Source organism: Bacteroidota bacterium (assembly GCA_016699695.1).
GTDB lineage: Bacteria > Bacteroidota > Bacteroidia > Bacteroidales > UBA10428 > UBA10428.
In genome coordinates this window covers 3,521,890-3,540,921 of record CP065006.1, presented here as the reverse complement: position 1 = coordinate 3,540,921, position 19,032 = coordinate 3,521,890, and the positions used below count along the sequence as shown (strand labels likewise).

The following is a 19,032-nucleotide window of genomic DNA, read 5'->3' as shown; positions in this document are numbered from 1 at the left end:
CAACAAAAATCAATCCTGGCTCGTTACAAAGCCATAGTTAGAATAGATAGAATGATTAAATCAATTTCACAAATAATACTGTTATCGTTATTCTCTGTGATCGTTGCCGGACAGTGGGAAACCGAAGTAGATAGCTTGAAAAAAAAGCTAAACCCCGATATGTCCGACTCAAGTAAAATAGAACTACATAAGGAGATTGTTAATCTTTACTTCCGAAACAATCCGTCAGAGGTTTACAGTCACCTTGAAGAACTGAGAACCCTTGCAAAAAATACCAGCGATACTACCTTACTGTTTAATACCTATTGCAGCTTAAGCGACTATTATTCAATTATGAATGATTACCTGGCCTCTCTCGAAATACTTTCTGATGCACTCGAACTGGCGGGAAGCGATAAAAGCAAACAGGCATTCTGCCATAGTAAATTGTCAGAAACCTACTATTTCAGCTACGACCTGGAACAATCAATTTACCACGCCCGAAAAGCCCTCTCGCTTAATACCGACACTAAAGATACTATGCAGATTACTTACGACTACCACAATATTGCGATGTGGCATGTCGAAAACAATTTATTTGACTCGGCACTTTATTACCTGCGAAAAGCGCAAGTTTTATATGCTTTTATGAAGCAGGAACCTGCTCCAATAATATACAGCCACCTGGGGGAGACCTTTTCGCAAATGAACCAGTTCGACTCTGCCATTTATTACCACAACAAAGCCTATCGGATTGATTCCTTAAACCAATCGGAATACGAAATGGCCATCGATAAGAACTACCTGGCCGACACCTACTTCCGAAGTAAAGATTACAACAAAGCCATTGAATATGCCGGGAAATCGCTGAAAATGGCCATAGAGTTAAATTTACTCGATGTTGTAATCTATAATTACGAACTACTTTTTAAAACCTACCAGGAAATAGGAAATTACAAACAAGCCCTCGAATATTCCATTCTGCGAAACGACTATGCCGACTCGCTGCGCGAAAAAAACAAGGAGTCCTTTATCCAGGCATACAAAGCCCAGTACAGATACAATGAGCAGCAACAAACATTAGAGACTCAAGCTGCAGAAAACAAACTACTCAGAAAGCAGCGCACCTTATTGGTAATATTATCGGTAGTTGGTCTGCTACTTATAATTAGTCTGCTGATAATGGCCTGGCAAAGAGCCAATCGAAACAAGGCAAATGCTTTTTTATTGGAAGAAATTCAGAAAGCCAATGCCGCAAAAGACAAAATTATATCGGTAATCAGTCACGATTTGCGCAGTTCAATAGGCAACCTGCGTAATTCCCTTTGGCTCCTTCACGACGATAAAATTAGTTGCAATGAACTCGAAAAACTATTGAAAAGCTATTATCCTGTGGCCGAATCCAGCTATGATCTTTTAGAAAACCTATTAACCTGGGCAAGTTATAACAAGGATAAAATAGAAGCCCGCATAAAAAATCTAAAAATTACTCCCCTGGTTGATCTGGCAATTAAACATACCCAGCACCTTTCTGATAGCAAAAATATAGAAATCAAAAAACTAATAGATGACATACAAGTTGCTGGTGATGCGAATCTTCTGTCGTCTGTATTGAGAAACCTGTTGTCAAATGCCATCAAATTCTCTGAACCCAATTCGACGGTGATCATTGCAAGTGAACAGCAAAGTAAAATGCTACAGATAAGCGTTACGGACAGTGGAGTTGGGATAAAACCTGAAATACTCTCACGCCTGTTTATACATTCGGCCGATTACCACTCGAAAGGTACACGGGGTGAGCACGGTTCGGGACTTGGTTTGTGGCTCTGCAAAAGCTTTATCGAGAAGCAATATGGCACCATTAAAGTAGAAAGCAAAGTTGGAGAAGGAAGCCGGTTTATTATTACCATTCCCTTGGCAAGCAAACCGAATTAACATTTCAATTTTTATGCTGTTTTTATTTAGAGTGAGCAACTCTAACAACGAATCATTGACAATACTCCTTTAACTTTTGTACCTTTACTACCGTTGCAACAATTGCAAAAAGTAATGGACCCATCGCGCAAACCACTTATCGACAGATCGCCCGTGGCTGCTGGCAGATTTTATTCAGCTCATGCAAACAAACTGGAGATTGAGATTGCCAACATGCTTAACGAAGCTGAAAAGTTAAGTGGTTTTCAACATAAGAAAGATGAAAAACTTCTTGCCCTGATAGCCCCGCATGCAGGTTATGTTTTTTCGGGTGTGGTTGCAGCCTCGGCTTTTATGTTATTAAGAAATGTGACTCCGCGTAAAAGAGTGTTTTTACTCGGCTCCAGTCATCATACCGATTTCAACGGTGCCTCGATCTATAATGTGGGTCATTACCTCACTCCATTCGGAAAAGTTAAAGTAGATCTTGAACTGGCCAATAAGCTGATTGAAAATTCACCTGTAATAAACTATGTGTCTGCAGCGCATGCCCACGAACACAGTATTGAAGTAATGCTGCCTTTTATACAATACTTTTGGCAAAACAATTTCGAAATTGTTCCGATAGTACTGGCAACCCATTCCGAAGCAATATGCCGGCAAATTGCCGAAGAATTGAAACCATATTTTACCTCAGAGAACCTTTTTGTGGTCAGCACCGATTTATCGCACTATCCGGTATACGCAGATGCCATGAAAATAGACAAAGAAACCATTGAAGCTGTAACAACAGGTAAACCTGAGCAACTTCTGGAACAAATACGACACAATAAGTCACTGAATATTCCCAATCTTTCTACCTCTATGTGTGGATGGACCTCTGTACTCAGCCTTATGTACCTATGCACAAACATTGATGGCATTCAATACTACCCGATTTTATACCAGAACAGCGGAGATGCACACATGTATGGCGATACCGACCGGGTGGTAGGATACCAATCTATGGTCGTTACCAAATTACCCCGCGAAAATAATTTCGACTTAAACGATAAAGAAAAGGAACTTTTACTCAACATAGCTAAATCAGCGATATTCCGCTATAAATCGAAAGATAATTCCCCTATAAATGACCCACAAAACCTTCCTTCCAATCTTAACAAACAAGCAGGAGCCTTTGTAAGCATTTATGTTCAGAATAAGTTGAGAGGGTGTATAGGCCAATTGCAAGCCGGAAATAAACCCCTGGCCGAAATAGTATCTGATGTGGCCGTATCGGCTGCCTTTCGCGATAGCCGCTTTGCACCTGTCACTGAAGAGGAAATGAAGAATTTACACATTGAAATATCTGTACTTACCCCTCTTAAACGTATTGCTTCAGCCAATGAAATAATACTGGGTAAACATGGGATATACATTAAAAAGGAAAATCGTTCCGGCACTTTTTTACCTCAAGTAGCAAATGACACCCACTGGAGTGTGGAAGAATTTCTGGGTAATTGTTCGAAAAACAAAGCCGGATTGGGATGGGATGGCTGGAAAGATGCCGAACTTTATACTTATGAAGCCATTGTGTTTAGTACCCCGAAATAGAAGCGCGAAATTGCTTTCAAGCCAAATGAATTAACCTTCACTTTGAATGATAACATTAGAGAACCAATTGGTTGAGTCATCTCGTGCGCTTACCGACCTGATTGTAAACAATATATACCAGCATCAGGAACGCTTTGATGAAATAATGGAGCTGGTTTACCGCGATGCCTATCCTGTTTCGATGCGAGCCGCCTGGGCAGCCTACCTTGCATTCGAAAAAAATCCGGATCTAACGCTTTCGCACTTAAGTCTAATCAGTGAAAAATTACCACATTTTAAAGTCGATGGGGTGAAAAGAAGTGCGCTAAAAATCTTACACGATCAAATGCACCTGTTGGATGAAGATGAATTTGGATTGCTGGCCGATACCGCTTTTGAATGGGCACAATCGCCCCGGCAACCCATTGCAGTAAGGGCTTTTTCGATCGATATACTTGTAAGAACCTCAGAAAGATACCCCGAAATAATACCTGAATTAAAAGCCCTGCTCGAAACCATTTTACCTGATGGCTCGGCCGGACTTAAAAATAAATGCCAGAAACTAATTCAAAAAATAAAAGTTCAGAATTCGAAGTCAGAAAGCTAAAAAGTTAAAATCCAAAATATTACTTTTTGTTCATGCTGCCCATGCGGTAGCCTTCCATATCAATGGAAACCTCCAGAAAACCCAATTCTTTCATTTTCTGAATCACTTGTTGCCGGATCGAATCCTCATAAAAACGGGCAACTTCATTTGGGTTCACTTCTATGCGCAGGCTGTTTTGCTGAATGCGTGCCCTTACCTGGGTAAATCCATGACTTCGAAGGAAGGCTTCAGCCAATTCAATCATACGAAGTTTCTGAAGCGTAATCGGGTCATTGTGGGCAATGCGGGTAGCCAGGCACGCCATAGCTTCCTTATTCCAGGTCGATAAACCCAGCGCCTTCGATAATTCCCTGATATCTTTTTTGGTAAACCCAAGATCGCGCAGTGGGCTTAGCACATCAAACTGTTCAAGTGCCTTATTTCCTGGTCGGTAATCCTTCAAATCGTCAGAGTTAGAACCATCCACAAGATGCAACAATTTATGGCTTTGCATAAATTCAGTAAAGGTGCCAAAAATATGCTTTTTGCAATGGTAACACCTCTCGACCGGGTTATTGCAATAGTCCGGCGATTCGGTCTCCTTGGTCTGGATTACAACCGGCTCTATTCCCATCATCCGTGCAGTTAAAAGCGCATCCTCAAATTCGCGCTCAGGCATTGTATCGGATTTTCCGATAATTGCGATTACCTCATGGCCAAGAACATCTTTAGCCACCTTTAAAAGCAGGGTGCTATCGACTCCCCCGCTATAGGCGATAACAGCCTCTTCCAGATCAATAAATAAGGCCTGTAATTGCTCGTATTTTAGTTTTAATGAAGCATCCATTTGTTTAAATTGTAGAAATGTTTTGGTAGGGTTCGAAATTTACTCTCAATTACGCATGAGTTCAAACAATTGTTGTCGTATTCATCAATAAATGGAGACCATTCGTAAAACAATTATTGTCAACAGGCAAGCACTTTTTATCGCATCGAAGTATAAAAAAGATTAATTTTAGGCATCAGTAAAACCATTCTATGACAATCAGCCTTTCCGACAGCAGTCAGTTTTTTCAATCCGATTCAAAGGCCCTGGTGCTGCTTTCAGGAGGGCAGGATTCTACCACCGTGCTCTATTGGGCTAAAAGGTGCTTTAAGGCTATTGAGGCTATTGGCTTTCAATATGGGCAAAGGCATAGACTCGAATTAAAGGTAGCAGCGGACATTGCCTATCAGGCTGAAGTACCCTATTTCCTGGTCGATATAAACATGCTATCGGGTATTTCGCGCAACGCGCTGACTTCGGAAGATATTGCAGTAGAAACAGGCCTCAAGTCTGATGGGCCACCCAACACACTTGTAGAGGGGCGCAACCTCTTGTTTCTAACTTATGCAGCCATTTATGCCAAACACAAGGGCATAACGAACCTAGTAATGGGAGTCGGGCAAACCGATTACAGCGGATATCCTGATTGCCGGCATGAGTTTATCCAGTCGGCTCAACTTACCCTTAGTCTGGCTATGGATTATTCTTTTACAATACATACCCCCCTCATGTGGAAAGACAAGGCAAAAACATGGCAATTGGCTGACGAATTGGGCATTATCGACCTGATTAGAAAAAAAACCCTTACCTGTTATAATGGTATTATTGCTGAAGGATGCGGAAACTGCCCGGCCTGCTTGTTACGAAAAAAAGGCTGGGACGAATACATGCACCATAAATTGAACAAAGAATGAGCACACTCACACACCTAGGAAACCAAACTTCATACGAAAACGAATACAATCCGGCTTTGCTGGAATGTTTCGATAATAAGCATGCGCAAAGAGACTACTGGGTTAAGTTTAATTGTCCGGAGTTTACCAGTTTATGTCCGATAACCAAGCAGCCCGATTTTGCATCAGTATATATCAGTTATATTCCCGATATTAAGATGGTGGAGAGTAAAAGTTTAAAACTATACCTTTTTAGTTTTCGAAACCACGGAGCTTTTCACGAAGATTGCATCAACATCATCATGAATGATTTAATTGCACTACTTAATCCCCGCTACATCGAAGTGCTAGGCAAGTTCATGCCCCGGGGTGGAATTTCAATCGACCCCTATTGTAATTATGGGAAACCAGGTACCGGGTTTGTGGAGATGGCCCATTTCAGAATGCTACGGCACGATTTAAATCCCGAAAAAATTGATAACAGGTAATTTCCCTTCTGTCAGATTTCGTTGAACACCTTCGAAGTTTCCCGGTACAAAAAAGGGGTCAACCTTCTCGGTTCACCCCATTTTAATTGAGTGCAGTTTGCAGCGGAATAATTTTTAAACCTGTAAAATCATCGAACTTCAAACCAACTCTTTCGAACATGTTGAATAACATTCTAAAACTGATTTAGTTCTTTAAAAATCAAAAAATAGGGTAAATCGTTGCGACCTACCCTATCTATTATCTTTGTCTTATAAACTATTGATTAAATACCCCAACAAAGTTTAAATCGTAGCCCGTAAATGACCATGGATGCGAATCATCAATAATTCTTATCCATTGAAATCCATTAGCTTCGGCAGGTAATTCAAGATAATTGGCATTGGCATAGGCATCGCCAATATAGGTCCAGTTGCTTTCTGCATCCACCCATGATCCAATGTACCTTTCGCCAATAGCAGACACATAAACTTTAGCCCTTTCCTGGGTAGCAGCATAAGCCTCGGCCTTGTCTTCGTAATATGGCAGTGTATGTTGATTGTTGGTGCCAATTACATACCACGAGCTTTCGGCCACATACAAACGTGTCGATTCTGTTACTGTAACCGGATCTGGAAAACGCATTACCACCATTCCATTGGGTACACCTAAACACATGAATTTATGCGGAGTAACTCTGATATCTGCTAAATCGGCATTGGACGAATTCCGTTCGGCCTTTAACCAGATCGAAGGATCTTCGGTTTCGTCGACTTCATAATTATCGCTTACATTATACCCCGGACGGAATAACTTCATCTCGGCAAGCACTGTACCCGGAAACCAGGGGTAAAATGAATTGAGTGTATCGCCAATGATGCGACTAGCAGGATTACTGAGTAAATCGAAAGTTTGAGTAGAGGCCATGTCTCCGTTGGATGTAGTGAAGGGCGAGCCATTAAGAATAAGATTTGGTTCGGCTACAATATCGCCATGCATGCTATAGATAACAAGATTGTTGGTTCCAAAGCTCGAAGCCATTAAGAAATTATCACCAACTAGCGCTGCTCCTGTAACCTTTTGGTACTTCAGATTAAAAAGCTTTCTTCCGGCAATATTGTAATCGTTTACAGTAACCAAAACCGCCGCACCTCCATAAGCCCTTGTAAAACTTATCAGATATTCCTGCTCAATTCCTCCGGTTTCAGTTGCATTCTGAGTAAACAAAATATCGCCACCATTGAATTTCACTTTTTTGCCCACTAATTCTAAGTTGTCGTTGAAATAGTCCTCATTGCTGTCTTCTCCGTAGGCTTCAACAAAGTCGTGAATATTCTGCGGAGCAACGTATTTGGATATTCCTAAAACAGCACCATCTGCCAGTTCCCAAATATTAGAACTTAAGTCAGCGCCTGTGCCATGTACATAGAGGAAACCTGAATTACCGGCAATAAATAGCCTTTGTGCCTGATCAAAATCAACTTGTGTAATAAGGGGTCTTGCACCATTCGCGTAGGTAAAAACCTTGACCAATGAAGGATTCTCGATGTTAACCAGAGTTACTTTCCCATTTCCGTTGCCCACAACCGTGAGCCATTTTTTATCTGGCGAAACAGCCATATGACTTTGACCGCTAACCACAGCAAATGGAGAGATAACAGCATCGCCACGAAGTCCCTGAAAATCGTATTCTACTTCGTAAATATTCGCATTTCCCGAAAGGTTATCAAGTAAAAAGGTACGTTGAAAGTAAGGCATTCTTTTTAACTGAAGATCATCATTTCCAGAGTTAATTAACTCATCCTGCTGAGAACAGGATGAAAATAAAAGCGCTATTGCACCAATAGCATAAAGAATTTGTTTCATTGCAATAAAGTTTGATTAGGATTATGTGATGCAAATATATTGTTCACAATGTATTCTGCTTTTTTATTATTACAAAGGGTAAGAAAAACTTGATAAAAGCATCAAAAAGATTCTTCCAAATTAAAAAAAGAAGTTTCAAAACACATGAAAAAACGGTGTTCTTCATCTGGTCGATTTTAATCTACTAACATTAAATACGTTAGAATCTTTCCTTCACTTGAAGGTATATTTAAATTCAAGCATCGCACTGTTTTAAGAAAAGTCCTTAACTGAATTATAAACCTTGAACCGGTTTACTTGTTAATACAGAAAAAGAAAAATCTGCTATGCAAAAAAATGTTTTCGGTTTACCTCTCGAGTCATGCAGTAAGAAGCCTCTCACGGGCTTTTACCGCGATGGTTGTTGCAACACCGGCAAAGACGATGCCGGCATGCATACTGTGTGTGTGATAGTAACCAAAGAATTTCTTGAATTCTCTGCCATGGCTGGCAACGACCTCAGCACCCCCATGCCTCAATACAATTTTGAAGGAATAAAACCCGGCGATCACTGGTGTTTGTGTGCCTTGCGCTGGAAACAAGCACTTGAACACAATATGGCTCCCGAAATAGTGCTGGAGGCGACCAATGAAAAAACACTCGAAGTAATTCCTTTAAAATTGATGCTTCCCTTTGCGCACAAGAAGGAGTTAAACACAAATAAAACTTAAAATCCTTTCCATAAAATATGAATGGTCCCATTAACATATTTTGGCTCAGGCGCGATTTGCGTTTTTACGACAATACAGCACTAATAAAGGCTTCAGCTCAACCATACCCCGTACTTTTTCTTTTTATTTTCGACAACGCAATTACAGACGAACTCCCCATACAGGATGCAAGGATTAGTTTTATTTACAAGCGACTTAAGGAACTGCACCTTCACTTGCAGCAACGAGGAGGGGGTTTACTGTTAAAAAAAGGCAATGTACTTTCGGTTTGGGAGTCCCTTCTGAAGGAGTATTCAATTCATAATGTATTTGTCAATACCGATTTTGAGCCTTATGGAATACAGCGCGATAGAAATGTAAAAGAACTGCTCGAAAAAGAAGGAATAATTTTTAAATCATTTCCCGACCACCTGATTTTCGTTCCGGGTGAGGTTGTAAAGGCCGATGGCTTGCCCTATACCATCTTCACACCCTTTAAAAACAAATGGCTCGAGCGTTACCGTCAGGAAAAATACAGCATACAAATGAAGGAACCTGAGTTTCAGGTTACAGATACAGAGTTTTTGTTTCCGGAATTGGCTGATTTGGGTTTCGATTATTCGCCAATTAAGCCAAAGCCGCTTGAATTTGTAAATATCAAAGAATACGACCTTAAGCGCGATTACCCTGCATTAGAAGCCACAACCCATTCTGGAATATATTTAAGGTTTGGCACTGTTAGTATTCGGGAGCTTGTAATGAAGGCAGAAGAGAATCCGGTTTTTTTAAGCGAACTTATCTGGAGAGAATTTTTCATTCAAATACTCTATTTTTTTCCGCATGTAGTTACAAGCAGTTTTAAACCCCGTTACGACCGCATTCGTTGGAACAATAACCCTGACCTATTCAATCTATGGTGCCAGGGAAAAACCGGTTATCCTTTGGTAGATGCTGGCATGCGTCAATTAAACCAGACCGGAACCATGCACAATAGGGTTCGAATGGTTACCGCCAGTTTTTTGTGCAAGCACCTGCTTATCGACTGGCGATGGGGCGAAGCCTATTTTGCACAAAAATTACTCGATTTCGAACTTGCCTCCAACAACGGTAACTGGCAGTGGGCCGCAGGAACAGGCTGCGATGCGGCACCTTATTTCAGAATTTTTAATCCTGCTGCCCAAGCCAAAAAGTTCGACCCCAAAGATCATTATATTTTAAAATGGGTGCCTGAGCTAAATAAGAAAGACTACCCCAAACCCATTGTCAATCACCAATCGGCTACCCAACTTACATTGGAACGATATCGTGAAGGTTTAAATGATAAGTGATTTTTTCTTGAGTTAAACATCCATAAATAATAATTGTTGTTATATTGCAGCACGATAACCGATGATAAAGAATCTCACATACCACCAACACAGCGACCTTGAGGATATTCTTGAGTTAGTAGGGAAGCCTTTTGGTTTTTGGTACCGTATTAAAAATATCGGAAAAATTCGTTCCCCCCGTATGTTGATTGTGAATTCCAGTCCGCGTATCAACCAGCATCTAATTAAAGCTCACAACGTGAATCAAAGCGAAATTGAGCGCCGTCCTAAGGGCATCCTCATACACTTTTTCTCGGTACTGAATCATTATGTATGGGTGATCCCTTATGAGAATCTTAATATAGAAAGGCTGGGAACTACTTACAGGGTATTTACAAGTACCGATTACATTCGTTTCAGTAACAAATTCATTTCAGCTCAGCATCAGTCCTTTATAGAATTAATAAGACTTGAATGTGAAAATGTGAAAAAGAATATGCCTCAGCCAGCTTATTCTGATGCGCCAGAGCAAAAAGCAATATAATTTTTTCCCTATCCGCCGTTCTGGCTTAGTTCGATAAAACCATGAATCCCCAGGCTGGCAAATCAATGTTTGCCGATTGCTCAATTACCATTTTCCGGCCGGTGGAAAAATCTTCAAAAACACCTTCCTGAATCTTGCTTTGCATGACAAACGAGACTGGGCTTGAAGAGAAATTAATTGCCACAATTACTTTCCGCTTTTCTTTTACACGTGCAAAACTTAAAACCTTCTCAGCAGTATTTCCGATAGGAATCATTTCGCCACCCCAGTTTCCATTCCAAAGTGCGGGATTAGCTTTTTTAAAAGCGAAAAGCTTTTTATAAAAATCAAACAGATAATGTTCCTTCCAGCTGATGGTGTCTTTCTCGAAAAACAACAATTGCCGGTCATTCCCTGCTTCCTGTCCGCTGTATATAAGCGGCATGCCAGGTGCCGTAACAGTTAATACAATACAGGCATCGAGCGCCTCGCCAAATTGGGTAAACTGAGTTCCTGCCCAGGAATTTTTATCGTGATTTTCCACAAAATTCATCCAATATGCATTCGATGGGAAAGTGTTTACCGTATGGGCAAAGTGCTCATAAAGCCTACCAAATTTACCCGTTTCAATGGTCAATTCGTGCATGGCATCGTACATCTCCCAGTTGTATGACATGTCGAAGGCATGCTTGTGCAAATCGCGGGCATTCCATTCAGCCAGCATAAATACTGGTTTAATTTCGTCCAGTTCGCGGCGCACATTGTCCCAGAAATCGGTTGGAATAAAACCCGCTACATCGCAGCGATAGCCATCAATATCCGTCTCTTTCACCCAATACTTCAAAGCTTCGGTCATGTATTGTCTTATTCCGGGCTGGTTATAGTCGAAATCAATCACATCCGACCAGTCGTACCAGGGAGTAGGTTGAAAATTACCTTCGTAATTTCTCGTATACCATTCGGGGTGTTCACTTACCAGATTGCAGTCCCATGCTGAATGGTTCGCCACCCAATCGAGAATCACATACATGCCTAAACTATGAATGGTGTCGACAAGATGTTTAAAATCGTCGAGTGAGCCAAAGTCAGGGTTAACAGCAAGGTAATCCCTTACCGAATAATAACTTCCTAGCTGTCCTTTGCGATTCTTTTCACCTACAGGATGAATGGGCATTAGCCAGAGGATATCTACCCCAAGGTCTTTCAGACGGTGCAAATGAGATTCGAAGGCTTTGAATGTACCCTCGTGAGTATATTGCCTGATGTTTACCTCATAAATGCATGCATCTTTGGTCCACTCCGGATGTGTGATCTCTACATAATCTCTGGGTTGATAAGCTTTTTCTGAAGTTTTGGAAGTTCCGGATTTACAGCCAGAAAACAACAATACAAAAACACCAAAACTGATAATTAGGTAAAATTTTAGATACTTCATAAACAGTCATTTTTTTAAGAAGTAGAAAACCATCAACTTAAAAGAAGAAAGCAAAATAAAAATTATAATGCCACATTAGTGTCCACTATAAATTAAAATACGTTCTTTGAAATCGTTGTAGAATCTATATTTCAGGACTTTTTTGTTACGTGTCGATTTGAAATACTTAATTCGTGAAAATGTTATTTCATGAATCAAGGTAAGTATGTTTTTGCACAGATTATAGAGTTTCTGCCTAAGAGAGTTTTCGATTGTATTGTAGATCGTTTTTCCGCAGATAAAAATGTTCGTCATTTCAGTTGCTGGAATCAAATGTTATGCATGATCTTTGGGCAACTTACCAATCGAGATAGCCTCAGGGATTTGATTGTTGCTATTGAAGCCCATAGCAGGAAAACCTACCATTTGGGTTTTGGGAAAAGTGTTACCCGCAGTAATCTTTCAAAAGCCAATGAAAATCGAAACAGCAAGGTATTTGAAGAATTTGCGTATTATCTTATTGATGTCGCCCGAAATAAACGCAAGAATGAAAATTTTGAAATTAAAGGAAAAGTTTATGCCTTTGATTCTTCCACCATTGATTTATGTTTAAATGTGTTTTGGTGGGCGAAATTCCGCAAAGCAAAAGGAGGTATCAAACTGCATACACTCTACGATATCACTACTCAAATTCCGGCCTTCATTCATATTACTGCTGCAACGGTAAACGATGTCAATGTTATGGATTATATTCCTTATGAGGGTGGTGCATACTACATTTTCGACCGTGGTTATGTCGACTACAGCCGGTTATATAAGATAACGCTGCTTTCTGCCTTTTTCGTAGTCCGTGCAAAGTCAAACCTTCAATTTAAAAGAATTTATTCTCAAAAGATTGACAAGACCACCGGGGTGCAAAGCGACCAAATTGGTAAACTGACAGGGTTTTATGTCTCAAAAGATTACCCTGCTAAATTGCGAAAAGTGAAATACTACGATAGCGAAATGAATCGCACCTTTGTATTCCTAACCAACAATATGACGCTTACCGCTCAGGAAATCGCACTTCTTTACAAGAATCGTTGGCAGGTAGAACTATTTTTCAAATGGATAAAACAGCATCTTAAGCTAAAATCCTTTTGGGGTAACTCTGAAAATGCTGTCCGTATCCAAATTTATACCGCAATCATCACATATTGTTTGATTGCAATTGTAGGCAATGATCTCAAAATAGACCGTTCAACCTACGAAATATTACAAGTTTTAGGAATCTCTCTACTGGACAAAACTCCTGTAAAAGAGCTATTTACAAATATAGATTACAATGATGTCAAAGAACTTGATTATAAACAACTGTCACTCAGCTTATTTTAAGTGGACAGTCATGATAATGCCAACGAAAAAAAATTCGAGGCAAAAAAGCTTTTTACCGCCGAAAAATCATTTCATCATGAAATTTAATAAAAATGTGTCGATAAGCAAATAAATGGTAAAAGAAGTAGGAACCGACATCAGGGGTTTCGGCTTTATTCCTCCAAGGACAATAAATCGTTGTTAATTTCCTGTTCCGGACTGAATAAATCCGTTTCGGGCCATGCATATACCGTTCTCAGTGCAGTAAACATGGTTTTGGAAATGTCGTTGTGAATGTGCGAATCTTTTTTAGTGCTGGTATTCACCATTAAAACCCAGTTTGTTTCATTGGGGTGTCGCATGATTAGGGCAGCTGACCCGGCTATGGTACCAGTGCGCCACCAGGTTCCTCTCCCATCGGTAGCTCTCCAGCCTATCAGCCTGCGTTTTGGCCCTTGTGGGGTGGTCATCACCTTTATCGAATGCGTGCTAAGAATATCAGGGCTGCTATCAAAGCCATCGAGAGCCACTAAAAGTTTTGCCAGCTCAGGTGCCGAGGCTATCCATCCGCCTGCAGCGCCCAGCAAGGCCATGTTATTACCGCCATACACCAGTGGAACTAAGTTTTTAGAACCATTATAGGCCCACACTTCGGGCATGCCAGAATAATGGTAGTATCTCACTTCGTTTAAATACAGGTCAGGCTCGAAACTATTACCAATGTGCATGTCGTAAATGCCTAACGGATGAAGAATTGCAAATTGAACATATTCTTCGTATTCCATTCCGCTTAGCTTTTCAATTATTCTTCCGAGTATCACATACCCCAGGTTCGAATATAGATATTTAGTTCCGGGTTTATCTGCAAGTTTATTCCCTAAAGCATAGCGTATGAGGTCATCGGCCTTTGCCGGTGGATCGATTTTAAGTTTTCGCGCCACATAAAGCGAATTAAACACCGGATCGCCCATGCGTGGACTCCACCCGGCAGTGTGGTTCAATAAATGCCGCACAGTAATCTCTTCCAATCGTTTATCGATTGTGCCTGTATCGGAAAATTCATGCAGAATGCCCTCTGCACCAAAAACTTTGTCATCAATCTTTAATTTCTGTTCTTCAAGCAATTTCATGATAGTTACAGCAGTAATCAGCTTCGAAACACTGGCCACACGAAACAAATGCTGGGGGGATACTGGAATACTGTCTTCGAGCTGAGCATAGCCATAACCTTTTGCATACACCAATCTTCCCTTTTTGGTAACAGCCAACGAAGCTCCTGAAATCTTATTCCGAAGCAGAAAATCATTGATAAGGCTATCGAACTGAATGGTATTGCTATCGGCAAACTGTAAATCAGCAACCTTATAAGATAAAGGCACTACTTCCGATGATGGAATGCTGACTTTATTGTCGCTTTTAAAAGAGAAAGAAACTGCGATTTCGCCTAAAAAGAAAAGAAAAACCAATCCTATGATCAATAGAATTTTAACTTTCATACCCTAAACTTAACCACCAGGTCTAACCCAAACCTGGATCCGATTTGACGCTGCAAAGCTATGACATTTTTATTACCAACGCAAATAACTATGTTTTTGAGACTTTGATTATGAACATCTTATAAGCCTTTAAACCATGCTGAAAACTAGGAGCAGAAGCAAAAAAAACAGAATCAAACTAAAACTCACTTTTACCCTTTTAGTCATGGCAGAATAGTTTTTTAAAAGATTTGAACAGTTGTTTACCCTCGCTTGAAGGCTATTAATCAAACACGCAATTTATAGAGCTATTCATATGCCTTAAAAGATAATTATCTGCACCAAAAGAAAAGCATAATAGTGTATTTCTAAAATGTAAAAACAGCAGTACATTCGCATTCATAACAATTTATTTTTCAGTATTCGGATTGAAACTCACACAAGAATAAACTATTTAACATGAAGCGAGGTTTTGCTAGCGATAACAATTCGGGCGTTTCGGCCGAAGTACTCGAGCTGATTCAATCAGTGAACCAGGGACACGAGGTCGGATATGGCAACGACAAGTATACCGAGAAAGCCCTCTTGTTGTTTAAAGAGCATTTCGGTCCCGAATCGGAAGCATTTTTTGTTTTTACCGGAACCGCAGCCAATGTGCTTGGAATTACTGCCACTGTGCAATCGTTCCAATCGGTCATATGCGCTGCTACGGCACATATAAATGTAGACGAATGTGGTGCTCCTGAGAAATTCAGCGGATGCAAACTGGTTCCTATCGAAACCCCGAATGGTAAACTTACCCCCGAACTCATACTTCCCAGGCTCGAAGGCTTTGGTTTTGAGCATCACACCCAACCTGGAATTATTAGCATTACTCAGAGCACAGAAATGGGTACCGTATATAAACCTGAAGAGATCAGGCAGATTTCTGAACTGGCTAAGAAATACCAGATGTTGTTGCACATGGATGGGGCACGGCTGGCCAACGCAGCTGTTAGCCTTAATATGCCATTTAAAAGCTTTACAGCAGATGCCGGTGTTGACATACTTTCGTTTGGTGGCACTAAAAATGGGTTGATGGCTGCCGAGTCGGTGGTATTTTTCAATCGGGAACTTTGCCGTAATTTTAAGTACATTCGCAAACAAGGTATGCAGCTCACCTCGAAAATGCGTTTCGTTTCGGCCCAGTTTATTGCCTATTTGCAGAACGATTTATGGAAACGCAATGCCCAGCATGCCAATCAAATGGCCCAAATTCTTTATGAAAAAGTAAAGCATCTGCCAGGAATTAAGCTTTCCCAAAAAGTAGAAGCAAACGGTGTGTTTGCCATCGTGCCCAAGCCCTTGATACCCCTTTTACAAAAGGAATTCTTTTTTTATACCTGGAACGAGCATACCGGCGAAGTGCGTTGGATGACCTCCTATGATACCACCGAAGGAGACATTGATACCTTTGTGCTATTGCTAAAAAAATTGTTAGCAGAGCAGGTCGCATAAAAAACCCCGGTAAAAACCGGGGTTCACCCTAAACTTTAACGGGACAAACTATTGTTTACTGCTAAAAAATGCCCGCTTATTCTTGTGCTTAACATATTGACCTTAAAAATAATATGCCATCGAAACAATAAACTGGTTGCCTCTCTGGTCGAATTCGTAAGTAGAACCTGCAAATTTAACACCTGCACCATAGCGGCTTAAATTACCCTCGTAACGGGCTTCGAGGTTGAATTTTTTCCAATCGAAACCAGCTACCATCTGGTACCCTACGGTAGCCTGTTTTCTTTCCTCTTCATCGAGAATGTCTGATTTCGAACTCACAACCCTAGTAAATACAGGGCCAATACCTAGTTTCAGATTATTGTCGAATTTAAGACCAGCAATGATAGGCAAATCAACCTTATTAAACTTTTGTTTTCCTATTTCCGGTACGCCATTGTTTATTATGTCTTCAACAGTGACATCATGGGTAACGGTAGAAAAAAGCAAATCGGGTTGAATGAACAGCTTTGAAATCTTCAATTGCGAAGTAAGCCCAAAATGAAAACCAAGTCCGCTTTCGTAACTGACCTGATAGCGGTCGCTGGAGTTTTGATCTACCTTGATGTTATCGATGTTAAAACCACCTCTAAGGCCCAGTTTAAACTGAGAAAAAGCATTCGTCGCCACAAACAGGCTAATGAATGTATATAAAACTAGTTTTTTCATAATGATTAAGATTTAGATGTTTTTTAATTATTGACAATTCTTTGTGATTTGCGTTGCATGATTTTTTTCAATAATTGTACCATTCTTTAAAAAAGTGTTAAACTTCTTTGTCTTATTTTCGTTATAGAGTGAATTAAACTAATTTTGTGAGCAATTTAAACCATAAGTAAAATGATAATTACAAAAGACAAGGTTGTTTCGTTGGTATACGAGTTAAGGCTCGACTCGAAAGATGGAGAAGTAATAGAGGCTCTCAATCAAAATAATCCACTTACATTTTTGTTTGGCACAGGCAATTTACTGCCCAGTTTTGAACAAAATATCGATGGTTTAGCCGTTGGCGATTCTTTTGATTTTAACCTGAATGCCAAAGATGCCTATGGCGAAGTAAACGAATCGGCAATAGTGGACGTGCCCCTTTCGGCATTTACCCACAATGGCGAAGTGGATGAAGACCTGCTTCGTATTGGCAGCACCATTCCTATGCGCGACAACGCAGGCAACCGTTTAAACGGTATTGTAAAAGAAGTTGGTAAAGAGAGTGTTACCATGGATTTTAATCACCCCTTGGCTGGCAACCAATTGTTCTTTAAAGGACAAGTAACTGATATTCGCGAGGCTACCGAAGAGGAAATGGCCCATGGGCACATTCATGCGGGCGGTGGATGCGGTTGCGACAGTGGATGCGGATGTGGTGATGAAGAAATGGCTAGTGGATGTGGCTCTGGAAGCTGCGGATGCTAGTCGACAAAAGAAAATTATTATTCTGACATAGAAAAATCCTGGTTAATTGCCGGGATTTTTTATTTCAAATAAATCAGCATCCAGGTAAAAGGGATAACGACGACGAAAATCGTAAAGATTGGAAAGAGAAACCTCCTGTTCTGCATAAGCTTCAGCGCTACCCATACTTAAAAGATTCGATCCATCGGGGAAAATAATAGCAGAACCGCCTTCATAGGTTATACCATTGTGGTCGGTTCCCACCCGGTTGACACCCACAACAATGCATTGATTTTCAATGGCTCTGGCACGAAGCAAAGTTTCCCATACAATTTGTCTGGCAGAGGGCCAGTTGGCCATGTACACCAACACGTCGTACCCTAAGTTATTACGCGACCATACCGGAAACCGCAAGTCATAACAAATCAGCGGCATCAACTTTAAATCTCTATAATGAAAGATTTTTCGTTCGGTACCCTGCTCAAAAAAACCACAGGCTTTTTCGTTGGTAAATAAATGACGTTTATCGTAAAATTCAACTTTTCCATCCGGCGAAGTATAGAGACACCTGTTAGAATAAACATCCTCGTCTAAAATAATTACAGACCCCATAAAACTGCAATTATATTGAAAAGATAGTTGAATTTGCCAGTCGATTTGGGCAGAAAGCAAACTCTTTCGAAGCTGATGGGGAGTGGTTGTAAAACCAGTAGTAAAAGTTTCGGGCAGAATAATTAAATGAGGAATGTCAGTAAGTGCAGCAAGTCTGGATTCGATCTTATGTTGATTAGCTTCAATATCCTGCCAGGCAATATCGAGTTGTAAAATTCCAATTTTAATTGATTCCATTGTGGTAAACTCATTAACCAGCGGCGACACCTGTATATTTTTTCAACTCAAGCAAAAGCATATCCGGCTCAATGGGCTTGGAAAGATAATCGTTTACTCCTATCTGCAATGCTTCCTGACGTATCATATCGGTATTGTTGCGGCTAAGCATCACAATGGGTATATCGAGCTTCATTTCATCGCGAATGAATTTTGCCACTTCAAGTCCACTAACGATAGGCATAAAAACATCCAGAATAACAAAACCAAAATCTTCTGTTTGCAATGCCTCTATAGCCTCCTTTCCATTGTCGACTGTAGTAACCTCATGCCCCATTTTTATCAGGGAATAAACGACCATTTTTTGCATCATCCGATCGTCTTCGGCATATAATATTTTCATAACAGCCTGTG

The 19,032-nt window shown here is 40.5% G+C and carries 18 protein-coding genes; 11 read left to right on the top strand and 7 right to left on the bottom strand.

The genetic code is table 11. The features are described from left to right. Window positions 1-51 precede the first annotated feature (51 nt). The 3 genes from IPM71_14745 (at window position 52) to IPM71_14735 (ending at window position 4,072) form a co-directional block, all read left to right on the top strand. Window positions 52-1,914 (top strand): hypothetical protein, encoded by a 1,863-nt coding sequence (locus IPM71_14745; GenBank protein QQS50822.1) that lies wholly within the window; start codon window positions 52-54, stop codon window positions 1,912-1,914. A 114-nt stretch (window positions 1,915-2,028) separates the two neighbouring features. After that, window positions 2,029-3,486 carry an AmmeMemoRadiSam system protein B gene (gene amrB, locus IPM71_14740; GenBank protein ID QQS50821.1) on the top strand — a complete coding sequence of 486 codons (1,458 nt, stop codon included), beginning with the start codon at window positions 2,029-2,031 and terminating at the stop codon, window positions 3,484-3,486. Window positions 3,487-3,532: 46 nt separating this feature from the next. Further along, window positions 3,533-4,072: a hypothetical protein gene (locus IPM71_14735; protein QQS50820.1), complete on the top strand. Its 540-nt coding sequence runs from the start codon at window positions 3,533-3,535 to the stop codon at window positions 4,070-4,072. Between the two features lie 19 nt (window positions 4,073-4,091). Here the strand turns inward: IPM71_14735 and larE are convergent, their stop codons facing one another. Beyond that, window positions 4,092-4,898, bottom strand: coding sequence for an ATP-dependent sacrificial sulfur transferase LarE (gene larE / locus IPM71_14730; GenBank protein ID QQS50819.1), 807 nt, complete (start codon window positions 4,896-4,898; stop codon window positions 4,092-4,094). 191 nt (window positions 4,899-5,089) lie between these two features. Here larE and queC point away from each other — a divergent pair, with 191 nt between their 5' ends. Together queC and queF are read left to right on the top strand one after the other, a co-directional pair. Continuing rightward, window positions 5,090-5,791, top strand: coding sequence for a 7-cyano-7-deazaguanine synthase QueC (gene queC, locus IPM71_14725; GenBank protein ID QQS50818.1), 702 nt, complete (start codon window positions 5,090-5,092; stop codon window positions 5,789-5,791). Continuing rightward, the gene (queF, locus tag IPM71_14720) at window positions 5,788-6,258 is read left to right on the top strand and encodes an NADPH-dependent 7-cyano-7-deazaguanine reductase QueF (protein QQS50817.1); all 471 of its coding nucleotides are present in this window, start codon (window positions 5,788-5,790) and stop codon (window positions 6,256-6,258) included. Before queC ends, queF begins: the two co-directional genes overlap by 4 nt. A 256-nt stretch (window positions 6,259-6,514) precedes the next feature. Here queF and IPM71_14715 read toward each other — a convergent pair whose 3' ends face one another. Next, window positions 6,515-8,101 (bottom strand): hypothetical protein, encoded by a 1,587-nt coding sequence (locus tag IPM71_14715; protein QQS50816.1) that lies wholly within the window; start codon window positions 8,099-8,101, stop codon window positions 6,515-6,517. A gap of 326 nt (window positions 8,102-8,427) precedes the next feature. On the opposite strand from IPM71_14715, the gene IPM71_14710 reads away from it, so the two are divergent. The 3 genes from IPM71_14710 to IPM71_14700 all read left to right on the top strand — a co-directional run bounded on the left by IPM71_14710 (window position 8,428) and on the right by IPM71_14700 (window position 10,641). After that, entirely contained in the window at window positions 8,428-8,811 is a 384-nt protein-coding gene (locus IPM71_14710) for a DUF2237 domain-containing protein (protein ID QQS50815.1), read from the top strand. A gap of 17 nt (window positions 8,812-8,828) precedes the next feature. Next, a complete protein-coding gene (locus tag IPM71_14705) occupies window positions 8,829-10,118 on the top strand; it encodes a deoxyribodipyrimidine photo-lyase (GenBank protein ID QQS50814.1) in 1,290 nt (429 codons plus the stop codon). A 61-nt stretch (window positions 10,119-10,179) separates the two neighbouring features. Next, window positions 10,180-10,641 (top strand): hypothetical protein, encoded by a 462-nt coding sequence (locus IPM71_14700; protein ID QQS50813.1) that lies wholly within the window; start codon window positions 10,180-10,182, stop codon window positions 10,639-10,641. 25 nt (window positions 10,642-10,666) lie between these two features. Here the strand turns inward: IPM71_14700 and IPM71_14695 are convergent, their stop codons facing one another. Then, window positions 10,667-12,055, bottom strand: coding sequence for an alpha-glucosidase C-terminal domain-containing protein (locus tag IPM71_14695; GenBank protein ID QQS50812.1), 1,389 nt, complete (start codon window positions 12,053-12,055; stop codon window positions 10,667-10,669). 189 nt (window positions 12,056-12,244) lie between these two features. On the opposite strand from IPM71_14695, the gene IPM71_14690 reads away from it, so the two are divergent. Then, complete coding sequence (locus IPM71_14690) at window positions 12,245-13,408, top strand: IS4 family transposase (GenBank protein QQS50811.1); 1,164 nt, start codon at window positions 12,245-12,247, stop codon at window positions 13,406-13,408. A 152-nt stretch (window positions 13,409-13,560) separates the two neighbouring features. Here the strand turns inward: IPM71_14690 and IPM71_14685 are convergent, their stop codons facing one another. Then, window positions 13,561-14,883, bottom strand: coding sequence for a beta-lactamase family protein (locus IPM71_14685; GenBank protein ID QQS50810.1), 1,323 nt, complete (start codon window positions 14,881-14,883; stop codon window positions 13,561-13,563). Window positions 14,884-15,321: 438 nt separating this feature from the next. Here IPM71_14685 and IPM71_14680 point away from each other — a divergent pair, with 438 nt between their 5' ends. Then, window positions 15,322-16,359, top strand: coding sequence for a low specificity L-threonine aldolase (locus IPM71_14680; GenBank protein ID QQS50809.1), 1,038 nt, complete (start codon window positions 15,322-15,324; stop codon window positions 16,357-16,359). 102 nt (window positions 16,360-16,461) lie between these two features. Here IPM71_14680 and IPM71_14675 read toward each other — a convergent pair whose 3' ends face one another. Next, a complete protein-coding gene (locus IPM71_14675; protein QQS50808.1) occupies window positions 16,462-17,067 on the bottom strand; it encodes a PorT family protein in 606 nt (201 codons plus the stop codon). Window positions 17,068-17,238: 171 nt separating this feature from the next. On the opposite strand from IPM71_14675, the gene IPM71_14670 reads away from it, so the two are divergent. After that, entirely contained in the window at window positions 17,239-17,811 is a 573-nt protein-coding gene (locus tag IPM71_14670; protein QQS50807.1) for a peptidylprolyl isomerase, read from the top strand. Window positions 17,812-17,853: 42 nt separating this feature from the next. Here IPM71_14670 and IPM71_14665 read toward each other — a convergent pair whose 3' ends face one another. Together IPM71_14665 and IPM71_14660 are read right to left on the bottom strand one after the other, a co-directional pair. Continuing rightward, complete coding sequence (locus IPM71_14665) at window positions 17,854-18,639, bottom strand: hypothetical protein (protein QQS50806.1); 786 nt, start codon at window positions 18,637-18,639, stop codon at window positions 17,854-17,856. A 13-nt stretch (window positions 18,640-18,652) separates the two neighbouring features. Then, entirely contained in the window at window positions 18,653-19,021 is a 369-nt protein-coding gene (locus tag IPM71_14660; GenBank protein QQS50805.1) for a response regulator, read from the bottom strand. Window positions 19,022-19,032 lie beyond the last annotated feature (11 nt).